The sequence below is a fragment of the Klebsiella sp. 2-CIP_Kleb. genome (genome assembly GCF_050378715.1).
In the GTDB taxonomy this organism is placed as follows: Bacteria; Pseudomonadota; Gammaproteobacteria; order Enterobacterales; family Enterobacteriaceae; genus Klebsiella; species Klebsiella quasipneumoniae.
Map to the genome: position 1 here is coordinate 18,990 of NZ_JBNRLG010000003.1, position 20,029 is coordinate 39,018.

Here is a 20,029-nt window from a genome sequence, read left to right on the forward strand (position 1 = left end):
GCCGCGCGAATGATTTTGCGTATTCCGGCCCGGTAAGCATCAGCGCTTGCCGGGCAAACCAGTCAGACAATCACGATTCACCGCACGTTTCAGGAACCATCGCTCATGACTCAGACTTTAAGTCAGCTTGAAAACCGCGACGCCTTTATTGAACGTCACATTGGCCCGGACGCTCAGCAGCAGCAAGAGATGCTGAAGACCGTCGGCGCGGATTCGCTTAACGCCCTGATCGGCCAGATTGTGCCGCAGGATATCCAGCTGGCGACCCCACCGCAGGTGGGCGACGCGACAACCGAATTCGCCGCGCTGGCAGAGCTGAAGGCGATCGCCGGTCGCAACAAGCGCTTCAAGTCTTACATCGGCATGGGCTACACCGCCGTGCAGCTGCCGCCGGTTATTCAGCGCAACATGCTGGAAAATCCGGGCTGGTATACCGCCTATACCCCTTACCAGCCGGAAGTCTCCCAGGGCCGCCTGGAATCGCTGCTCAACTTCCAGCAGGTCACTCTCGATCTCACCGGGCTGGATATCGCTTCCGCTTCGCTGCTCGATGAAGCGACCGCCGCCGCCGAAGCGATGGCGATGGCCAAACGCGTCAGCAAACTGAAAAACGCCAACCGCTTCTTCGTTGCCGCCGATGTCCATCCGCAAACCCTGGACGTGGTGCGCACCCGTGCGGAAACCTTCGGCTTCGACGTGATCGTCGATGACGCCGACAAAGTGCTCGATCACCAGGATGTCTTCGGTGTGCTGCTGCAGCAGGTGGGCACCACCGGCGAAATCCACGATTACAGCAAACTAATCGCCGAGCTGAAAGCGCGCAAAGTGATAGTCAGCGTCGCCGCCGACTTTATGGCGCTGGTGCTGCTGACGGCGCCGGGCAAGCAGGGCGCGGATATCGTCTTCGGCTCCGCCCAACGCTTCGGCGTGCCGATGGGCTACGGCGGCCCACACGCGGCCTTCTTCGCAGCGAAAGATGAATTCAAACGCTCCATGCCGGGCCGGATTATCGGCGTATCGAAAGATGCGGCGGGTAACACCGCGCTGCGCATGGCGATGCAGACTCGCGAACAGCACATCCGCCGCGAGAAAGCGAACTCCAACATTTGTACCTCGCAGGTGCTGCTGGCCAACATCGCCAGCTTGTACGCGGTTTTCCACGGCCCGGCGGGTCTGAAACGTATCGCAGGCCGCATTCATCGCCTGACCGACATTCTGGCCGACGGCCTGCAGAAGAAAGGGCTGAAGCTGCGCCATGCGCACTACTTCGACACCCTGTGCGTGGAAGTGGCGGATAAAGCCGCGGTGCTGGCGCGTGCCGAAGCCCTGCAGATTAACCTGCGCAGCGATATTCACGGCGCGGTGGGCATTACGCTCGACGAAGCAACCACCCGCGAAGACGTGCTCAACCTGTTCCGCGCCATCGTCGGCGACGATCATGGTCTGGACATTGATACCCTGGATAAAGACGTGGCGCTGGACAGCCGTTCCATCCCGGCGGCGATGCTGCGCGACGATGCGATCCTCACCCATCCGGTGTTCAACCGCTACCACAGCGAGACCGAGATGATGCGCTACATGCACGCCCTGGAGCGTAAAGATCTGGCGCTGAACCAGGCGATGATCCCGCTGGGATCCTGCACCATGAAGCTGAACGCCGCGGCGGAGATGATCCCGATCACCTGGCCGGAATTCGCTGAGCTGCACCCGTTCTGCCCGGTCGAGCAGGCGGAAGGGTATCACCAGATGATCGCCCAGCTCTCCGACTGGCTGGTGAAACTGACCGGCTATGACGCCGTCTGCATGCAGCCGAACTCCGGCGCGCAGGGCGAATATGCTGGCCTGCTGGCGATTCGCCACTATCACGAGAGCCGCAACGAAGGCCATCGCGATATCTGCCTGATCCCAAGCTCCGCGCACGGCACCAACCCGGCTTCCGCGCAGATGGCGGGTATGCAGGTGGTGGTGGTTGCGTGCGACAAAAACGGCAATATCGATCTCGCTGACCTGCGTGAAAAAGCAGAGCAGGCGGGGGCGAATCTCTCCTGCATCATGGTCACCTATCCGTCGACCCACGGCGTATATGAAGAGACCATTCGCGAAGTGTGCGAGATCGTGCACCAGTTCGGCGGCCAGGTTTACCTTGACGGCGCTAACATGAACGCCCAGGTCGGGATCACCTCTCCGGGCTATATCGGCGCCGACGTTTCGCACCTCAACCTGCATAAAACGTTCTGCATTCCGCACGGCGGCGGCGGCCCGGGTATGGGCCCAATCGGCGTGAAAGCGCACCTGGCGCCGTTCGTGCCGGGTCACAGCGTGGTGCAGATTGAAGGGATGTTGACCCGTCAGGGCGCGGTTTCCGCCGCGCCGTTCGGCAGCGCGTCCATCCTGCCGATCAGCTGGATGTATATTCGCATGATGGGCGCGGAAGGGCTGAAGCAGGCGAGCCAGAACGCGATCCTTAACGCCAACTACATCGCTACCCGTCTGAAAGACGCCTACCCGGTGCTCTACACCGGTCGCGATGGTCGCGTGGCGCACGAATGTATTCTCGATATTCGTCCGCTGAAAGAAGAGACCGGCATTAGCGAACTGGATATCGCCAAGCGTCTGATCGACTTTGGCTTCCATGCGCCAACCATGTCCTTCCCGGTAGCGGGTACGCTGATGGTTGAGCCGACGGAATCGGAAAGCAAAGTGGAGCTGGACCGCTTTATCGACGCGATGCTGGCGATCCGCGCTGAAATCGACCGCGTCAAAGCCGGTGAATGGCCGCTGGAAGACAACCCGCTGGTGAACGCACCGCACACCCAGGGCGAGCTGGTGGGCGAGTGGAACCATCCGTACAGCCGCGAGCTGGCGGTATTCCCGGCTGGGTTGCACAACAAGTACTGGCCGACGGTGAAACGTCTGGACGATGTGTACGGCGACCGCAACCTGTTCTGCTCCTGCGTACCGATGAGCGAATACCAGTAAGTTTGCGTATTATCTATACTTTTAAAGGCGCTGCGGCGCCTTTATTTTTTGGAGGGAAGGTATGGGAATCGCTCTGATAAGCGGCGCGAGCCGCGGAATAGGCCGGGCGACGGCGCTGCTGCTGGCGCAGGAAGGGTATACCGTGGCGGTCAATTACCATCACAACATTAACGCCGCCACCGAGGTGGTGAATACCATTTTGGCGTCTGGCGGCAAAGCCACGGCGCTGCGGGCGGACATCAGCGATGAAGCGCAGGTGATGGCGATGTTTGAGGCGATTGACCGCATGGGCGAGCCGCTGACGGCGCTGGTCAACAACGCCGGGATCCTCTTTACCCAGTGTACGGTGGAGAGCCTGAGCGCCGAGCGCATTAACCGCGTGCTGGCGACCAACGTCACCGGCTATTTCCTCTGCTGCCGCGAGGCAGTCAAGCGCATGGCGCATCGGCATGGCGGTAAGGGCGGGGCGATAGTTAACGTGTCGTCGGCGGCGTCGCGCCTTGGCGCGCCGGGGGAGTACGTTGACTATGCCGCGTCGAAAGGGGCGGTAGATACCCTGACCACCGGGCTGGCGCTGGAGGTGGCGGCGCAGGGGATCCGGGTCAACGGCGTCCGTCCGGGGCTGATTTATACCGAAATGCACGCCTCCGGCGGTGAACCGGGGCGCGTGGATCGAGTGAAAGGTTCGCTACCGATGCGGCGCGGCGGCCAGCCGGAAGAGGTCGCTCAGGCCATTGCCTGGCTGCTGAGCGACAAAGCGTCGTATGTAACGGGTAGCTTCCTTGAACTGGCGGGCGGGAAATAACCCGTAGATGTCTATTGCCCGGCGGCGCTGCGCTTGCCGGCCCTACGGGGTCAAAGCCGAATGGTAGGCCGGGTAAGGCGTAGCCGCCACCCGGCATAAAAACCGCTAAAGCCCGACGGTCTAACAGGAGGCCGGCCACAGCCTCAGTACCCGTAGCCCGGCTAAGCGCAGCGCGAGCCGGGTAACCCGGCGGCCTACCAGGAGGCCAGCCACAGCCGCAGGCGCATTCCCCAACTGCTGGTCCAGCCGGTGGTAACCGACTTCACCTCGCCTCGATAAATCACCACCAGCGTTGGCGTCACCCGAATATCCCACTGCCGCGCCAGCTGGCCGCTCGGGTCATTTACCGTCGGCAGCGTCAGTTTCTTTCTGGCAAGCCACGTCTCCAGCGCGGCGTTATCGCCGGAGCGCAGGGCCACCGTCAGCACATTGCCGCCGTCGGCGGCAAGCGATGCCACCGACGGCGTGGTGTAGCGACAAACTCCGCACCAGGTGGCCCAAACGTACAGCAGCAGCGGCTTTTGCTGGCTCATGGCGTTCAGATCCACCGTCCTGCCGTCGAGGGCGTGCAGCGATGTGGCGCTGACGTTTTGCGGCAGCGCGGGCTGGCGAAAATAATCCACCGCCAGGCTCACCGCCGCGCCAATCAGCAGCCACACCGCCAGCTCGCGCAGCCAGCGCCTGATTTTACTGGCCACGGGCTTTCGCCAGCTGCTCTTTCACCAGCCCCTCCAGCTCATCAGCAGGGATCGCGCCGGCCACCATCTGATCGCCGATGATGGTCGCCGGGGTGCCCTGAATATTCAGCACCTGCGACAAAATCAGGTTCATCTTCAGCGAATCCATGGTCTTGTCATCGATATTTACACTATCGGTGGCGGTTTTCTTCTGCGCCGCGGCGATGCTGGCGTCATCGTGATAGCCTTTTTTCGCCATCAGCCGCTGATGCAGCGCCCAGAACTTATCGGGCTGCTGGCGCCAGGTCGATAGCGCCGCTTTGGCGGCATTGACCGAACTTTGCCCCTTGAACGGCAGCAGCTTAACGATCAGCTGAATGTCCGGGTTATCGTGGACGATTTTTTCCAGCAGCGGATCAAACTGTTTGCAGTAAGGGCAGTTGTAATCGGTAAACGAGACGATCGTCAGTTTTGGCGCTTTCGCGCCGGTGCGCGGGCTGTTCGGATCGTTAAACAGCAGCTGCGCCAGCTGGTCATTAGCGTTTGCTTGTGGTTCTTCCGCCGGGGCGGCGAAGCTGAAGGCGGATATGCACAGCAGCAATAAGGCGGTGATAGCTCTCATGTTATTTTCCTTGGGCGACGGACAGGGCGGCGAGAAGGTGTTCGCGATCTAACAGCGCAGGCAGGATCTCTCCCTGCGGCAATCCCGGTCCGTAAATCTGGTTAAACGGCACCGCAGCGCTGCCGCGAGTGGTTAAAAACTGACTAATCGTGGCGGAGGGTCGGCTCCAGTCGCCGCGCAGGGCGACCACGTCCGGCGCTAACAGCGCCTGCTGGACGTCATCGCGCAGCAGCACGTTGTATTTATTGGCTTTACAGGTCACGCACCAGTCGGCGGTGACATCAATAAACACCCGCTTATGTTCCGCCAGGGCGCTGGCGATAGCCTGCTCGCTGAGCGGCTGCCAGTTAACCCGGTCGCGGCGCGGGCCCTCGCCGTCAGATCGGGAGACTAAGGCGACGGCGCCCGCCACCACGATGGCCAGGGCGCCCGCGCGCAGCGCCGTCCGCCAGCGGTAGCGCCAGGCGGTGGCCAGCAGCAGGGCGATGGCCAGAATTACCAGCAGGGTAAGCACCGGCGTACGGCCGATGTGGATCGTCAGCAGGCTGACCAGCCATAGCGCTGAACCAAGCATCATTAGCCCCAGCAGTACGCGCAGATGATTCATCCAGCGGCCGGGACGTGGCAGTCGTTGCGCCAGCCCCGGCCAGGCAACGATCAGCAGCCACGGCAGGCTCATGCCGATCCCCATGGCGAAGAAAATGCCCCACAGCAGCGGCAGAGGCGCCACCAGCGCCACCGACACGGCGGTGCCAAGGAACGGCGCGGTGCAGGGGGTCGCCAGCAGGGTGGCGAAGGTGCCCTGCCAGAAATGGCCCATTAAGCCGTTGCCGCCGCGGGTGGCGAGGAAGGTACTGGCGCTGGAGGAGAGGCGGATTTCGAACAGCCCCAGCAGACTGGCGCTGAACAGGATCATCACCAGCGCCATCGCGCCGATAAACCACGGGCTCTGGAACTGGATCCCCCAGCCGAGCGCCTGATTACCCAGGCGTAGCGCGGTCATCATCAGCGCCAGCGCCAGGAACGAGACGACGATCCCGCACGCCGAGGCGAGGAACTGTCGGCGTACCGCGCCGCGTTCGCGATGTTCGGTTTGCACCAGCGAGCCGAGCTTCATGGCCAGCACTGGCAGCACGCAAGGCATCACATTGAGGATAAGCCCCCCGGCCAACGCCATCAGCAGCACCCAGCCTAACGTCAGCTCCGGCGCGGCGCTGCCGGCGCTGATGGCGATCTGGCTTTCCTGCGCCTGGCCGCTATCCGCCAGCACCAGCGACAAGGTTTTACCGCGCAGATCCGGTGCCGCTTCGCCCCAGCTATCGGTGACCGGTATGGTGGCGGTCAGCGTATCGCCGCGGCTGGTAAAGCTCGGCTTGCCGAAATCGACATCCTCCATGCTGTCGATAAACAGCGCTGGCTGCTGCCAGCCGGCATCGCGGCGAGCGGTCACCGTCAGTTTGCCGCTGACGTAGCTGGCGGTCAGCTGCGAAGTCAGACCATCGCCCAGCGGCAGCGTGCCCATCGCGCGGGTGAAATCGTAGCCAAAACCCTCCCCTGGCGGGGCCGTCATATCCAGCGAAAAGGGATAGTCAGTAAGAATGCAGACATTGCTGCAGGTGGATAACGTCAGTACGCCGCTGAGCGTCGGTGGTATCTTCCCGCGCAGCGTCATCGGGAAGCTGACGTCACCGTGATAGCCCTGAGTGGAAATGCCCGCGACGTCGAAGCGCTGCGGCGTCGGCCAGCGCCAGTCAACCTCCAGCGGCGTGTGCCAGGCGATAGCCGGCGCGATGCCGCCTTCCCCCGGCGAGCGCCAGTAGGTTTTCCAGCCCTTTTCCAGCGCCACCTCTAAAAGCAGGCGGGTATCGCCATTGCTCTCGGTTTGCGCCCGCAGGCGGACGCTGGCGTGTTGATTGTCGGCGGCGCGTAGCCAGCCGCTGTCGGCGGCCTGACTGACGGGCAGCCATAGCCAAAGCAGGCAGACCAGTAGTCGCCTGAATAACATAGACATAAATTTGCTCCATAAATAATGAATTAACCTGAACTGTCAGGAAAATCAGTCACTCACGGAAGACGCATAATCGCAGATGCACCCGCAATCGGGGCGGGGAGATAACGCGGGGAGGCCACTGGCGCTCGATACGCGGCGGGATCGCCGCCAGCACCGCCAGCAGCAGGGAGATAGCCAACAGCGCCCCTTCAAACAGCATCGGCGGGACGGCCATCAGCGACTTGGCGCTGAGTTCGCACGGCGTGACCGGCGCGTCGGCTTTATCCTGGGTTTGCTGTAGTGACGGGCTGTCGGCGGTGAGGTTCATGACCAGCGCGTGCATCCCGGCCATTCGCTGGGCGGTGCAGACCAGCACCACCAGACAGGCCAGGAGGACAAAAAGAATGGCTTTGCGTTGTCGCTTAATCATGAGCGCCTCAAATATTCGCGAGGCCTATCTTATCGGGCGAACGCGTTTTGGCAATGGTAAAGCTGTAAAGAAGTGTCTGGCAGATAAGCGATTTGCCCTCTCCCGGCCGGGAGAGGGCGGTCAATTACAGATTCTCGCCGTTGCTGGCGATGACTTCTTTGTACCAGTTAAAGCTCTTCTTGCGCGAGCGGGACATGTCGCCGGTGCCGTCGTCGTGTTTGTTGACGTAGATGAAGCCGTAGCGTTTGCTGTACTGCCCGGTAGTGAAGGAGACGCAGTCGATGCAGCCCCATGGGGTATAGCCCATCAGATCGACGCCGTCATAAGTGACCGCTTTGATCATCTCTTCGATGTGGGCGCGCAGATAGTCGATGCGGTAGTCATCGTTGATGCTGCCGTCGGCTTCGACTTTATCGTAGGCGCCAAAGCCGTTCTCGACGATAAACAGCGGCTTCTGGTAGCGCTCATACAGTTCACACAGGGAATAGCGCAGACCGACCGGGTCAATCTGCCAGCCCCAGTCGGAGGCTTTGACGTGCGGGTTCGGCACGCTGCCTTCGAAGCCGGAAATGGCGTCGCCGGTGCCGCCTTCGGCTTTCACCGCGTTGGTCATGTAGTAGCTGAAGCCGAGGTAAGCGCAAGTGCCTTCGCGCAGGATCTGCGCATCGCCATCTTCCATCTTGATGTTGAAGCCGCGGCGCTCCCACTCATTCAGCACATAGCTCGGGTAGTAACCGCGCAGTTGGACGTCGGTAAAGACGTAGCGCTCGCGCATCGACTCCTGGGCAAACATGACATCTTCCGGTTTGCAGGAGTAAGGGTAGAGGGCGACCATCGCCAGCATGCAGCCGACCTGCATGTCCGGGTTGATGCGCCGCGCCGCTTTCACCGCCAGCGCGCTGGCGACGAACTGATGGTGCAGCACCTGGTACATGGTCTCTTCCGGATTGTCATGCTCGGTATAGACCACCCCGGAGCAGCAGTAGCCGAACAGCGGCGCGCGCCAGTTGCGCTGGTTGTTGATCTCGTTGAAGGTCATCCAGTATTTCACTTTGTGCTTATAGCGCTCGAAAACCACTTCGGCAAAGCGCACAAAGAAATCGACCACTTTGCGGTTGGTCCAGCCGCCGTACTGCTGCACCAGGTGCAGGGGCATCTCGAAGTGGGAGAGGGTGATCACCGGCTCGATGTTGTATTTCAGCAGCTCGTCGAACATGTCGTCGTAGAACTTCAGTCCCTCTTCATTCGGCTGGGTTTCGTCACCCTGCGGGAAGATGCGGGTCCAGGCGATGGAGGTGCGGAAGCATTTGAAGCCCATCTCGGCGAACAGTTTGATGTCTTCTTTGTAGCGGCCGTAGAAATCGACCGCTTGGTGGTTGGGGTAATATTTGCCGGCTTCCACCTGGTGGGTGATTTCACGCGGCACGCCGTGCGCCCCGCCGGTCAGCACGTCGCAGATGCTGGGGCCTTTGCCGCCCTGATCCCAGCCGCCTTCAACCTGATGCGCGGCAACCGCGCCGCCCCATAAAAAATCTTTCGGAAGGGTTAATTTTTTCATCCTGGCTAATCTCTCTAATAACTATTGCGCTCGAGTCTAGCAAAGTGAAATTGAATGTCACGATATAACAAATTTCTCCAAAGGTAATATGTTACATCAAAAAAACAGGCTGTTATTTTTAGCTGATTTTGCGCGCTAATTTACGCCCGAGCGATTCGAGAATATAGATCACTGGAATTTGCGTGGTAATATCGTAGACGCCGCCAATGCGGGTCTGCGGGACGTGCCAGGAGAGATTGAAATCGGCCAGTTTGGCCAGCCGCGAATGCTCGTGACTGGTAATCGACATCACCTTGCAATGATGCAGGCTGAACTGGCTGGCGAAACGCAGGATCTCTTCTGTTTCGCCGGAGACGGAAAGCACGATCGCCAGCGCGTTGCGGGCCATATCGTTGGTCACCGGAAAATAGGGGTCGTCAATATGGTTGCTAAATTTCCCGACGTTGGAGAAGAAACGGGCGCCGTATTTCGCCAGCGCGCCCGAGGTGCCCGCGCCGACAAAAATAATACGTTCTGAGGCGAGAATAATATCGACGGCCTGGTCTAGTAACCCATCGAACTCGTCATTATTAACGCTTTTAAAAAAGCTCATGATTTCACTGGCGCCGATATTTGCCTGTTGAGGCTCGTTCTGCTCAAGATATAATTTAAAACGTACGCGAAATTCAGAGTAGCCCTCGCACTGCAGTTTGCGGCAGAAGCGCAACACGGTGGTGGTGGAGACGCCGGCGGCTTCGGCCAGTTCGCGGATGGTCATGTACATCACTTTGTCGCGATTCTTTATGACGTAGTGGTAGACCATCATCTCAAGATTATTGAGACTGGCGACAGCGGCGTGGGAGAACATACTCACAGGGCGAACTCACAATTCATAATGACCAGGACGGAATTATATCATGCAGGCCAATGACATTACCTTTTTTCAGCGTTTTCAGAACGACATCCTCGCCGGGCGCAAAACCATTACTATTCGCGATGCGGCGGAGTCGCACTTTAAGGTCGGCGATGTGCTGCGCGTTGGGCGCTATGAAGACGACGGCTATTTTTGCACCATCGCCGTGACCGCGACCTCGACAGTGACCCTCGATACGCTGACTGAACAGCATGCTCAACAGGAGAATATGACCCTGGGGCAGCTGCGGCAGGTCATCAGCGACATCTATCCTGGCGAGAGCCAGTTTTATGTCATTGAATTCAAAACGCTTTAAGGTAAGCAGGAACAGCTGTGAGTTGAAATAAAAATTTAACCTTTTGATTTTAATGTATTTACAAATATACATCTTTTTATTTTAGCTAACAGGTGTTCACTGGAATCATTCTCAGTTACCCTAAGTGAGCAATGAAAGCGTTCTTGTTTTCAGGAGTCCAATATGGTGCGCAAACCATTAATCACTCAGGGATATTCTCTGGCAGAGGAAGTTGCCAACAGCATCAGCCACGGGATCGGGCTGGTGTTCGGTATCGTCGGGCTCGTGCTATTGCTGGTGCAGGCGGTGGACACCAACGCCAGCGCGACGGCGATCACCAGCTACAGCCTGTACGGCGGCAGCATGATTATGCTGTTCCTCGCCTCCACGCTCTATCACGCGATCCCGCATCAGCGGGCGAAACAGTGGCTGAAGAAATTCGACCACTGCGCTATCTACTTGTTAATCGCCGGGACCTATACGCCGTTTTTGCTGGTGGGGCTGAACTCTCCGCTGGCGAAGGGGCTGATGATCGTCATCTGGAGCCTGGCGCTGCTGGGGATCCTGTTTAAGCTGACCATCGCGCACCGCTTTAAAATTCTGTCGCTGGTGACCTATCTGACGATGGGCTGGCTGTCGCTTATCGTGGTCTATCAGCTGGCGGTGAAGCTGGCGGTGGGTGGCGTAACGCTGCTGGCGGTTGGCGGGGTGGTGTACTCACTGGGGGTCATCTTCTACGTCTGCAAACGTATTCCCTATAACCACGCTATCTGGCACGGCTTCGTGCTCGGCGGCAGCGTGTGTCACTTCCTGGCGATCTATCTTTACATCGGCCAGTCCTGATAAACATCCCACGGTGGCGCTGCGCTTACCGTGGCTACGATACGCTACGGCCTGGAAATTCCACGGTGGCGCTACGCTTACCGTGGCTACAATATACTGCGGCCGGGTAGCCCGGCTAAGGCGAAAGCGCCGCAAGCCGGGAGTCATAACGCTTAATTACACGTCTTCCAGCGAATAGGGCAGCGGTTCGATGCGCAGGCTTCCGGCATCGTCGCGCACGCGGAAGATGCTGTCCGGCTCCATATCGTTATTCATCACCACCTGCACCAGCAGCTGGCCATCATCCAGCTGAACCGCCGCAAGCACCGTACCGGTGCGGCGCCAGTTGTCGCCCATCTTCAGCTCCAGATCTTCTCCGGCCTCCGGCACCCGGCTGGCGGTACCTGACAGCGTCCACAGCGCGCGCTTATTGGCGCCGCGGAATTTCGCCCGCGCCACCATCTCCTGACCTGTGTAGCAGCCTTTTTTGAAGCTGATGCCGCCCAGCGCCTGCAGGTTGGTGGCCTGCGGAATGAACTGCCCGCTGTTGGCGCTGTCGATAACCGGCAGACCGGCTTCAATATTCAGCGCCAGCCACTGCTGACTGTTGTTGAGCTGCGCTTCGCCGCGCAGCGCGTCGGTGACGCGGTTGGCGGTGTCGACATCGGTCACCAGCAGGAAGCGCTCGCCCGGGTGCTCAAACCACAGCAGGCTGGTGGCGCCTTCGCTGACCGCCGGAGTGGCGGCGTCGGGCAGAGCGGCGAACAGCGGCGCCAGCGCGGCGCGCGCCTGGAAGCCGGCCACCCCCAGCAGAACCAGATCGTCGTTGGCGGCGATGGTGACTTTGGAGAAGACGGCATATTTTTTCAGCTCGGTCAGCTGCGCGTCGCGCAGGCTGCGGCGTTCAATCCACGCGAAGCCGCCGTCGCGACGGAATACGCGCAGGTTGCTCCACATCTTGCCTTTGGCGTCACAGTGGGCGGCAAGCAGATGCTGAGCATCGGTGAGACTGCTCACATCGGCGGTAATCTGCCCCTGCAGGTATTTTTCGCTGTCTGGCCCGCTAATCGTCGCCAGCGCCCAGTCATCCAGGGTCATCAGCGTTAACGGCAGACGAGCGGAAGAGGAAGGCTGACGCGGAGGAAAAGGTGTAAAAGCCATAGTCATATCCTGAATCGCTTAACGCAGTGTGTGTGACCAATGGTAAAAGAGCTATAGTGCATTGCAAGTGCTTTCAACAGGCCATTTGTGCGCTGACGTTTGGTGAAGGCCCGGCGTGGGAAAACAATAAGCCCATCATTATTTTATGGTTTTTATGGAAGGATGCTCGCATTCAGCGATATTCCTGTAAAGTTACGGCAGAAAACGGGTTAAACTAACCAATATTTTGCTGCTGGAAGGTCAACATGGACATTAACAATAAAGCTCGTATCCACTGGGCATGCCGCCGCGGGATGCGCGAACTCGACATCTCCATCATGCCGTTCTTTGAGTATGAGTACGATACCCTCAGCGACGCTGACAAACAGCTGTTCATTCGCCTGCTGGAAAATGACGATCCGGATCTATTCAACTGGCTGATGAACCATGGCAAACCGGCCGATGCGGAGCTGCAGCGGATGGTAACCTTAATTCAGACACGGAATCGGGAACGTGGTCCTGTGGCAATCTGATCTCCGTATCTCCTGGCGCGCGCAGTGGTTTTCTCTGCTGCTCCACGGCGTTGTGGCGGCGCTGGTGCTGCTGGTTCCCTGGCCGTTAAGCTACACCCCGATCTGGCTGCTGCTGCTGTCGCTGGTGGTCTTTGACTGTGTGCGCAGCCAGCGACGGATCCATGCCCGTCGCGGGGAGATAAAACTGCTCACCGATTCCCGGCTGCGCTGGCAAAACGCCGACTGGGAGATCCTCGGGACGCCGTGGGTCATCAATAGCGGTATGCTGCTGCGTTTGCGCCATGTCGATACCCGGCGCGGACAGCATCTTTGGCTGGCGGCGGACAGCATGGACGCCGGAGAGTGGCGCGATCTGCGCCGGCTGGTGCTGCAAAAACCGGCGCAGGAGTAAGCCGCGTCAGGAAAAGTGTTCGGCCATTTCGCCGAGGATCTGCTCGCACCAGCTCTGGATGCGCTCGTCGCTCAGGTCGTACTGGTTGGTTTCATCCAGCGCCAGGCCAACGAACAGTTGGCCATCCGCGATCACCGGTTTCGGGCTGGTGAACTCATAGCCTTCGGTTGGCCAGTAGCCGACAAACTTCACGCCTTTGGTCGCCAGCTTGTCATGCAGCATGCCCAGCGCGTCAAGGAACCATTCGCCGTAGCCCAGCTGATCGCCCATGCCGTAGAGCGCGACGATTTTTCCCTCCAGGTCCAGGGTGTCCAGCTGGTCCCAGACCGCTTCCCAGTCTTCCTGAATTTCGCCGAAATCCCAGGTCGGGATGCCGAGGATCAGTACGTCGTACTGGCTCATCAGCGCGGGGGAGTCATCTTTCAGATTGTGCAGCGTCACCAGCTCGGGGCCGATGATATCGCGGATTTTCTCCGCGGCCATTTCGGTATAGCAGGTACTGGAGCCGTAAAACAGACCTATATTCATCGCGTAAACATCTCGATTCTTGCCGTGAATGGCGGGCAGTGTACCAGAAAGGCGTCCTCTTAAGGCATAATGAGAGCGTTTAACGAACAAAGAGGCCGATGTGAAACAGGATCTGGCACTAATCGAACAGTTTCTCGATGCCCTTTGGCTGGAGCGCAACCTGGCGGAGAATACGCTCAGCGCCTATCGTCGTGATTTGACGATGCTCGTGGAGTGGCTGCACCATCGCGGTCTGTCGCTGGCAAGCGTCGGCAGCGACGACCTGCAGGCGCTGCTGGCCGAGCGGCAGTCCGGCGGCTATAAAGCCACCAGCACCGCGCGCCTGCTGAGCGCTGTGCGTCGCTTCTTCCAGCATCTGTACCGGGAAAAAATTCGCCCGGACGACCCCAGCGCGCTGCTGGCCTCGCCAAAGCTGCCGCAGCGGCTGCCGAAGGATCTCAGTGAGGCGCAGGTTGAGCGTCTGCTGCAGGCCCCGCTGGTGGAGCAGCCGCTGGAATTGCGCGATAAAGCGATGCTGGAGGTGCTGTATGCCACCGGCCTGCGCGTTTCGGAGCTGGTGGGGCTGACGATGAGCGACATCAGCCTGCGACAGGGCGTGCTGCGGGTGGTGGGGAAAGGCAACAAAGAGCGGCTGGTGCCGCTGGGGGAAGAGGCGGTACTGTGGGTGGAAAATTACCTCGAGTATGGTCGCCCCTGGCTGCTGAACGGCGTGGCGTCGGATGTCTTATTTCCCAGTCAGCGCGCCCAGCAGATGACGCGCCAGACCTTCTGGCACCGGATTAAACACTATGCCGTGCTGGCGGGGATCGACAGCGAAAAGCTCTCCCCGCACGTGTTGCGCCATGCGTTCGCCACGCATTTGCTCAATCATGGCGCCGACCTGCGTGTGGTGCAGATGCTGTTAGGACACAGCGATCTCTCCACCACGCAGATTTACACCCACGTGGCGACCGAGCGTCTGCGACAACTTCATCAACAGCACCACCCGCGGGCGTGAGTGCTGAATAAAAGGACTGAGTATGAAAAAAGGTTTATTGATGTTCACCCTGCTGGCGGCTTCCCTTTCCGGGGCGGCGCATGCCGATAGCGCGGCAATTAAACAGTCGCTGGCGAAGCTGGGTGTACAGAGCACCGATATTCAACCGTCGCCGGTTTCCGGGATGAGCACGGTGCTGACCGACAGCGGCGTGCTGTATGTCACCGACGATGGCAAGCACATCATCCAGGGGCCGATGTACGACGTGAGCGGCGCGCAGCCGGTCAACGTCACTAACCAGCTGCTGCTGGGGAAGCTGAACGCGCTGAGCAACGAAATGATTGTCTACAAAGCGCCGAAGGAGCAGCACGTCATTACCGTCTTCACCGACATCACCTGCGGTTATTGCCACAAGCTGCATGAGCAAATGAGCGACTACAACGCGCTGGGGATCACCGTGCGCTACCTGGCCTTCCCGCGCCAGGGGCTGCAGAGCCAGGCGGAGCAGGACATGAAGGCCATCTGGTGCGCGAAAGATCGCAACAAAGCGCTGGATGACGCCATGAACGGCAAGGGCGTGCAGCCGGCGAGCTGCAGCGTGGATATCGCCAAACATTACACCCTCGGCGTGCAGATGGGCGTCAACGGCACCCCGGCGATGGTCCTCAGCAACGGCATGGTGCTGCCGGGCTATCAGGGGCCGAAAGAGCTGAAGGCGTTCCTCGACGAGCATAAAAAACAGACAAGCGGTAACTGATTCGCGTGAAACAACAGATACAACTACGCCGCCGCGAGGCGGTTGACGGCGTCGATTTACCCGCCGATCTGCCGCCGCTGCTGCAGCGGCTGTATGCCAGCCGCGGGGTGCGCAGCGCCCAGGAGCTGGAGCGCAGCGTCAAAGGCATGCTCCCCTGGACACAGCTCACCGGCGTTGAAAAAGCGGTCGGGATGCTGCACGACGCATTCCAGAAAGGGCTGCACATTGTCGTGGTCGGCGATTTTGACGCCGACGGCGCCACCAGCACCGCGCTCAGCGTGCTGGCCCTGCGCGCGCTGGGCTACGGCAACGTCTCCTACCTGGTGCCGAACCGTTTTGAAGACGGCTACGGCTTAAGCCCGGAAGTGGTCGATCAGGCTCACGCCCGCGGCGCGCAGATGATCATGACCGTCGACAATGGGATCTCGTCCCATGCCGGCGTCGATCATGCCCATGCGCTGGGGATCCCGGTGCTGGTGACCGATCACCACCTGCCGGGGGAGACGCTGCCGGCGGCGGAGGCCATCGTTAACCCTAACCTGCGCGATTGCGACTTCCCATCGAAATCGCTGGCCGGGGTGGGGGTGGCGTTCTATCTGATGCTGGCGCTGCGCACCTTTCTGCGTGATAACGGCTGGTTCAACGCCCGCGGCATCGCCGCGCCGAACCTTGCCGAGCTGCTGGATTTGGTGGCGCTTGGCACCGTTGCCGACGTCGTGCCGCTGGATGCTAACAACCGTATTCTCACCTGGCAGGGGTTAAGCCGCATTCGCGCCGGCAAGTGCCGGCCCGGCATTAAGGCGCTGCTGGAGATTGCCAACCGCGATCCGCAAAAGCTGGCGGCCAGCGACCTCGGTTTCGCCCTCGGGCCGCGCCTGAACGCGGCGGGACGGCTGGACGACATGTCGGTCGGCGTCGCGCTGCTGCTGTGCGATAACATCGGCGAAGCGCGCGTGTTAGCCAACGAGCTTGACGCGCTCAACCAGACGCGCAAAGAGATCGAGCAGGGGATGCAGGCGGAAGCGTTAACCCTGTGTCAACAGCTGGAACGCAGTAGCGACACCCTGCCCGGCGGGCTGGCGATGTACCATCCGCAGTGGCACCAGGGGGTGGTCGGCATCCTCGCCTCGCGAATTAAGGAACGTTTCCACCGGCCGGTGATCGCCTTTGCGCCCACCGGCGACGGCACGCTGAAAGGCTCTGGCCGCTCCATTCAGGGGCTGCATATGCGCGATGCGCTGGAGCGCCTTGATACGCTCTATCCGGGGCTGATCCTGAAGTTCGGCGGCCACGCGATGGCGGCAGGATTATCGCTGGAAGAGGCGCGCTTTGAGGAGTTTCAGCAGCGCTTCGGCGAGCTGGTGACCGAGTGGCTGGATCCTGCGCTGTTGCAGGGCGAGGTGGTCTCCGACGGCCCGCTGACGGCGGCGGAGATGAGCATGGAAGTAGCGCAGATGCTGCGCGACGCCGGGCCGTGGGGACAGATGTTCCCGGAACCACTCTTTGACGGCCGTTTCCGTCTGCTGCAGCAGCGGCTAGTGGGCGAGCGTCACCTGAAGGTGATGGTCGAGCCAGTTGACGGCGGCCCCCTGCTGGACGGTATCGCCTTCAACGTGGATACTTCCATCTGGCCCGACAACGGCGTGCGCGAAGTCCAGTTAGCCTACAAGCTCGACATCAATGAGTTCCGCGGCAACCGCAGCCTGCAGCTGATCATCGATCACCTCTGGCCAAATTGACAACAGTGTATGAATAAGGGCGCGAATCCGGTAGAATTCCGCTCTTATCACCGCATTTTGACAAATCCATTAAAAGAAACCGACCATGTTTGAAATAAATCCGGTAAAAAACCGCATTCAGGACCTCACGGAGCGCTCCGACGTTCTTAGGGGGTATCTTTGACTACGATGCCAAGAAAGAGCGTCTCGAAGAAGTAAACGCCGAGCTGGAACAGCCGGACGTCTGGAACGAACCTGAACGCGCTCAGGCGCTGGGTAAAGAGCGTTCTTCCCTGGAAGCCATCGTAGATACCCTGGATCAGATGTCGCAGGGGCTGGAAGACGTTGCCGGCCTGCTGGATCTGGCCGTGGAAGCGGACGACGAAGAGACCTTCAACGAAGCCGTCGCCGAGCTGGATACGCTGGAAGAGAAGCTGGCGCAGCTTGAGTTCCGCCGCATGTTCTCCGGCGAATACGACAGCGCCGATTGCTACCTTGATATTCAGGCCGGTTCCGGCGGCACCGAAGCCCAGGACTGGGCCAGCATGCTGATGCGCATGTACCTGCGCTGGGCGGAAGCGCGCGGCTTTAAGACCGAAATCATCGAAGAATCCGAAGGGGAAGTCGCAGGGATTAAATCCGTGACCATCAAGATCATTGGTGATTACGCCTACGGCTGGCTGCGTACCGAAACCGGCGTTCATCGTCTGGTGCGTAAGAGCCCGTTCGATTCCGGCGGCCGCCGTCATACCTCCTTCAGCTCCGCGTTCGTTTACCCGGAAGTCGAAGACGATATCGATATCGAAATTAACCCGGCCGATCTGCGCATCGACGTATACCGCGCCTCCGGCGCCGGTGGGCAGCACGTTAACCGTACAGAATCCGCGGTGCGTATTACCCACATCCCGACCGGGTTGGTAACGCAGTGCCAGAACGACCGTTCGCAGCACAAAAACAAAGACCAGGCCATGAAGCAGATGAAAGCGAAGCTTTATGAGCTGGAGATGCAGAAGAAAAATGCCGAGAAGCAGGCGATGGAAGACAACAAGTCCGATATCGGCTGGGGCAGCCAGATCCGCTCTTACGTGTTGGATGACTCGCGTATTAAAGATCTGCGTACCGGGGTGGAAACCCGCAACACTCAGGCGGTGCTCGACGGCAGCCTGGACCAATTTATCGAAGCAAGTTTGAAAGCAGGGTTATGAGGAACCAACATGTCTGAACAACAAGCACAGGGCGCTGACGCGGCAATTGACCTTAATAATGAACTGAAAACCCGTCGCGAGAAGCTGGCTGCGCTGCGTGAGCAGGGCGTCGCTTTCCCGAACGATTTCCGTCGTGACCATACCTCTGACCAACTGCACGCTGACTTCGATGGCAAAGAAAACGAAGAGCTGGAAGCGCTGAACGTTGAAGTGGCCGTGGCTGGCCGCATGATGACCCGTCGTATCATGGGTAAAGCGTCCTTCGTCACCCTGCAGGACGTTGGCGGCCGCATCCAGCTGTACGTGGCGCGTGACGATCTGGCGGAAGGCGTTTACAACGACCAGTTCAAAAAGTGGGACCTCGGCGACATCATTGCCGCCCGCGGTAAGCTGTTCAAGACCAAAACCGGTGAGTTGTCTATCCACTGCACCGAGCTGCGTCTGCTGACCAAAGCCCTGCGCCCGTTACCGGACAAGTTCCATGGCCTGCAGGATCAGGAAGCGCGCTATCGTCAGCGTTACCTCGACCTGATCTCCAACGATGAATCGCGCAATACCTTCAAAGTGCGTTCGCAGATCCTGGCGGGCATCCGTCAGTTCATGGTTGGCCGCGGCTTTATGGAAGTGGAAACCCCGATGATGCAGGTGATCCCGGGCGGCGCTTCCGCGCGTCCGTTTATCACCCATCATAACGCGCTGGATCTGGACATGTACCTGCGTATCGCGCCGGAACTGTACCTCAAGCGTCTGGTGGTGGGCGGCTTCGAACGCGTCTTCGAGATCAACCGTAACTTCCGTAACGAAGGGATCTCCGTTCGTCATAACCCAGAGTTCACCATGATGGAACTCTACATGGCTTATGCGGATTACAAAGATCTGATTGAGCTGACCGAATCCCTGTTCCGCACCCTGGCGCAGGACATCCTCGGCAACACTGAAGTGCCTTACGGCGACCAGGTGTTCGACTTCGGCAAGCCGTTTGAAAAACTGACCATGCGCGAAGCGATCAAGAAATACCGTCCGGAAACCGAGATGGCGGATCTGGATAACTTCGATTCCGCGAAAGCGATCGCTGAGTCTATCGGCATCAAAGTGGAGAAGAGCTGGGGTCTGGGCCGTATCGTGACCGAGATCTTCGAAGAAGTGGCGGAAGCGCACCTGATCCAGCCAACCTTCATCACCGAATACCCGGCGGAAGTTTCTCCGCTGGCGCGCCGTAACGACGTGAACCCGGAAATCACCGACCGCTTTGAATTCTTCATTGGCGGCCGTGAGATCGGTAACGGCTTTAGCGAGCTGAACGACGCCGAAGACCAGGCGCAGCGCTTCCAGGATCAGGTTGATGCGAAAGCCGCAGGCGACGACGAAGCAATGTTCTACGATGAAGACTACGTGACCGCGCTGGAGCACGGCCTGCCGCCGACCGCCGGTCTGGGTATTGGTATCGACCGCATGGTGATGTTGTTCACTAACAGCCACACCATCCGCGACGTGATCCTCTTCCCGGCAATGCGTCCGCAGAAATAATCGCGTCTTGTGCATTGCAAAAAAACCCGGCTTGCCGGGTTTTTTTATGTCTGACGTGAGGTCTGAAGGCTGGCGTAACCCGACTCAGCGCAGGCCGGGGGCTCCCGGATAGCGTCGTAAACGCCTTATCCGGGCTACGCAACAGCGCAGAACCGTAGGCCTGTGCAAGCGTAGCGCCGCCAGG

The 20,029-nt window shown here is 59.6% G+C and carries 19 protein-coding genes; 11 read left to right on the top strand and 8 right to left on the bottom strand.

What is annotated here, in order from left to right:
* The first annotated feature begins 105 nt into the window (after positions 1-105).
* Together gcvP and ACQUTP_RS13030 are read left to right on the top strand one after the other, a co-directional pair.
* The gene (gene gcvP / locus ACQUTP_RS13025; protein WP_048295577.1) at positions 106-2,979 is read left to right on the top strand and encodes an aminomethyl-transferring glycine dehydrogenase; all 2,874 of its coding nucleotides are present in this window, start codon (positions 106-108) and stop codon (positions 2,977-2,979) included.
* A 61-nt stretch (positions 2,980-3,040) separates the two neighbouring features.
* Positions 3,041-3,784 (top strand): SDR family oxidoreductase, encoded by a 744-nt coding sequence (locus tag ACQUTP_RS13030; protein WP_004205307.1) that lies wholly within the window; start codon positions 3,041-3,043, stop codon positions 3,782-3,784.
* A gap of 194 nt (positions 3,785-3,978) precedes the next feature.
* On the opposite strand, the gene ACQUTP_RS13035 is transcribed toward ACQUTP_RS13030, so the two are convergent.
* From ACQUTP_RS13035 to ACQUTP_RS13060, 6 genes are all read right to left on the bottom strand, one after another.
* A complete protein-coding gene (locus tag ACQUTP_RS13035; RefSeq protein WP_004205308.1) occupies positions 3,979-4,482 on the bottom strand; it encodes a protein disulfide oxidoreductase in 504 nt (167 codons plus the stop codon).
* Entirely contained in the window at positions 4,472-5,083 is a 612-nt protein-coding gene (locus ACQUTP_RS13040) for a DsbA family protein (protein WP_017899795.1), read from the bottom strand. The genes ACQUTP_RS13035 and ACQUTP_RS13040 overlap by 11 nt, the downstream gene beginning before the upstream one ends.
* A 1-nt stretch (position 5,084) precedes the next feature.
* Positions 5,085-7,094: a protein-disulfide reductase DsbD family protein gene (locus ACQUTP_RS13045; RefSeq protein ID WP_285756522.1), complete on the bottom strand. Its 2,010-nt coding sequence runs from the start codon at positions 7,092-7,094 to the stop codon at positions 5,085-5,087.
* A gap of 49 nt (positions 7,095-7,143) precedes the next feature.
* Entirely contained in the window at positions 7,144-7,503 is a 360-nt protein-coding gene (locus tag ACQUTP_RS13050) for a hypothetical protein (protein WP_004205312.1), read from the bottom strand.
* Between the two features lie 124 nt (positions 7,504-7,627).
* Positions 7,628-9,061 (bottom strand): 6-phospho-beta-glucosidase BglA, encoded by a 1,434-nt coding sequence (gene bglA / locus ACQUTP_RS13055; protein ID WP_004205314.1) that lies wholly within the window; start codon positions 9,059-9,061, stop codon positions 7,628-7,630.
* A gap of 118 nt (positions 9,062-9,179) precedes the next feature.
* A complete protein-coding gene (locus ACQUTP_RS13060; RefSeq protein ID WP_004205316.1) occupies positions 9,180-9,908 on the bottom strand; it encodes a MurR/RpiR family transcriptional regulator in 729 nt (242 codons plus the stop codon).
* A gap of 49 nt (positions 9,909-9,957) precedes the next feature.
* On the opposite strand from ACQUTP_RS13060, the gene yqfB reads away from it, so the two are divergent.
* Positions 9,958-10,269 (top strand): N(4)-acetylcytidine aminohydrolase, encoded by a 312-nt coding sequence (gene yqfB / locus ACQUTP_RS13065; protein WP_004205318.1) that lies wholly within the window; start codon positions 9,958-9,960, stop codon positions 10,267-10,269.
* A 162-nt stretch (positions 10,270-10,431) separates the two neighbouring features.
* Positions 10,432-11,091: a PAQR family membrane homeostasis protein TrhA gene (gene trhA, locus ACQUTP_RS13070; protein ID WP_004205319.1), complete on the top strand. Its 660-nt coding sequence runs from the start codon at positions 10,432-10,434 to the stop codon at positions 11,089-11,091.
* Positions 11,092-11,247: 156 nt separating this feature from the next.
* Here the strand turns inward: trhA and ygfZ are convergent, their stop codons facing one another.
* The gene (gene ygfZ, locus ACQUTP_RS13075) at positions 11,248-12,231 is read right to left on the bottom strand and encodes a tRNA-modifying protein YgfZ (RefSeq protein ID WP_049116109.1); all 984 of its coding nucleotides are present in this window, start codon (positions 12,229-12,231) and stop codon (positions 11,248-11,250) included.
* A 245-nt stretch (positions 12,232-12,476) separates the two neighbouring features.
* On the opposite strand from ygfZ, the gene sdhE reads away from it, so the two are divergent.
* Both sdhE and ACQUTP_RS13085 read left to right on the top strand, forming a co-directional pair.
* On the top strand, positions 12,477-12,743 hold the full coding sequence (sdhE, locus tag ACQUTP_RS13080; RefSeq protein ID WP_002916312.1) for an FAD assembly factor SdhE: 267 nt from the start codon (positions 12,477-12,479) through the stop codon (positions 12,741-12,743).
* The gene (locus tag ACQUTP_RS13085) at positions 12,724-13,134 is read left to right on the top strand and encodes a protein YgfX (protein ID WP_004205323.1); all 411 of its coding nucleotides are present in this window, start codon (positions 12,724-12,726) and stop codon (positions 13,132-13,134) included. Before sdhE ends, ACQUTP_RS13085 begins: the two co-directional genes overlap by 20 nt.
* Before the next feature lie 6 nt (positions 13,135-13,140).
* Here ACQUTP_RS13085 and fldB read toward each other — a convergent pair whose 3' ends face one another.
* On the bottom strand, positions 13,141-13,662 hold the full coding sequence (gene fldB / locus ACQUTP_RS13090; protein ID WP_004205324.1) for a flavodoxin FldB: 522 nt from the start codon (positions 13,660-13,662) through the stop codon (positions 13,141-13,143).
* A gap of 100 nt (positions 13,663-13,762) precedes the next feature.
* Here fldB and xerD point away from each other — a divergent pair, with 100 nt between their 5' ends.
* The 5 genes from xerD (at position 13,763) to lysS (ending at position 19,845) form a co-directional block, all read left to right on the top strand.
* A complete protein-coding gene (gene xerD / locus ACQUTP_RS13095) occupies positions 13,763-14,659 on the top strand; it encodes a site-specific tyrosine recombinase XerD (RefSeq protein ID WP_004144729.1) in 897 nt (298 codons plus the stop codon).
* A 22-nt stretch (positions 14,660-14,681) separates the two neighbouring features.
* Positions 14,682-15,395: a bifunctional protein-disulfide isomerase/oxidoreductase DsbC gene (dsbC, locus tag ACQUTP_RS13100; protein WP_002916301.1), complete on the top strand. Its 714-nt coding sequence runs from the start codon at positions 14,682-14,684 to the stop codon at positions 15,393-15,395.
* Between the two features lie 5 nt (positions 15,396-15,400).
* On the top strand, positions 15,401-17,134 hold the full coding sequence (gene recJ / locus ACQUTP_RS13105) for a single-stranded-DNA-specific exonuclease RecJ (RefSeq protein WP_017899799.1): 1,734 nt from the start codon (positions 15,401-15,403) through the stop codon (positions 17,132-17,134).
* Positions 17,135-17,219: 85 nt separating this feature from the next.
* Positions 17,220-18,318 (top strand): peptide chain release factor 2 gene (gene prfB, locus ACQUTP_RS13110; protein ID WP_095858446.1). Its coding sequence is split into 2 segments (ribosomal slippage): positions 17,220-17,294 and positions 17,296-18,318, totalling 1,098 coding nucleotides; the frame shifts between segments, so codons are not numbered across the junction.
* A gap of 9 nt (positions 18,319-18,327) precedes the next feature.
* Positions 18,328-19,845 carry a lysine--tRNA ligase gene (gene lysS / locus ACQUTP_RS13115; RefSeq protein WP_094309127.1) on the top strand — a complete coding sequence of 506 codons (1,518 nt, stop codon included), beginning with the start codon at positions 18,328-18,330 and terminating at the stop codon, positions 19,843-19,845.
* Positions 19,846-20,029 lie beyond the last annotated feature (184 nt).

Excerpts from the sequence above, each read along its gene's own strand:
- gcvP (WP_048295577.1), top strand. The coding sequence starts at position 106 with ATGACTCAGACTTTAAGTCAGCTTGAAAACCGCGACGCCTTTATTGAA.
- ACQUTP_RS13030 (WP_004205307.1), top strand. The coding sequence starts at position 3,041 with ATGGGAATCGCTCTGATAAGCGGCGCGAGCCGCGGAATAGGCCGGGCG.
- ACQUTP_RS13040 (WP_017899795.1), bottom strand. The coding sequence starts at position 5,083 with ATGAGAGCTATCACCGCCTTATTGCTGCTGTGCATATCCGCCTTCAGC.
- ACQUTP_RS13045 (WP_285756522.1), bottom strand. The coding sequence starts at position 7,094 with ATGTCTATGTTATTCAGGCGACTACTGGTCTGCCTGCTTTGGCTATGG.
- ACQUTP_RS13050 (WP_004205312.1), bottom strand. The coding sequence starts at position 7,503 with ATGATTAAGCGACAACGCAAAGCCATTCTTTTTGTCCTCCTGGCCTGT.
- bglA (WP_004205314.1), bottom strand. The coding sequence starts at position 9,061 with ATGAAAAAATTAACCCTTCCGAAAGATTTTTTATGGGGCGGCGCGGTT.
- ACQUTP_RS13060 (WP_004205316.1), bottom strand. The coding sequence starts at position 9,908 with ATGTTCTCCCACGCCGCTGTCGCCAGTCTCAATAATCTTGAGATGATG.
- yqfB (WP_004205318.1), top strand. The coding sequence starts at position 9,958 with ATGCAGGCCAATGACATTACCTTTTTTCAGCGTTTTCAGAACGACATC.
- trhA (WP_004205319.1), top strand. The coding sequence starts at position 10,432 with ATGGTGCGCAAACCATTAATCACTCAGGGATATTCTCTGGCAGAGGAA.
- ygfZ (WP_049116109.1), bottom strand. The coding sequence starts at position 12,231 with ATGGCTTTTACACCTTTTCCTCCGCGTCAGCCTTCCTCTTCCGCTCGT.
- sdhE (WP_002916312.1), top strand. The coding sequence starts at position 12,477 with ATGGACATTAACAATAAAGCTCGTATCCACTGGGCATGCCGCCGCGGG.
- fldB (WP_004205324.1), bottom strand. The coding sequence starts at position 13,662 with ATGAATATAGGTCTGTTTTACGGCTCCAGTACCTGCTATACCGAAATG.
- dsbC (WP_002916301.1), top strand. The coding sequence starts at position 14,682 with ATGAAAAAAGGTTTATTGATGTTCACCCTGCTGGCGGCTTCCCTTTCC.
- lysS (WP_094309127.1), top strand. The coding sequence starts at position 18,328 with ATGTCTGAACAACAAGCACAGGGCGCTGACGCGGCAATTGACCTTAAT.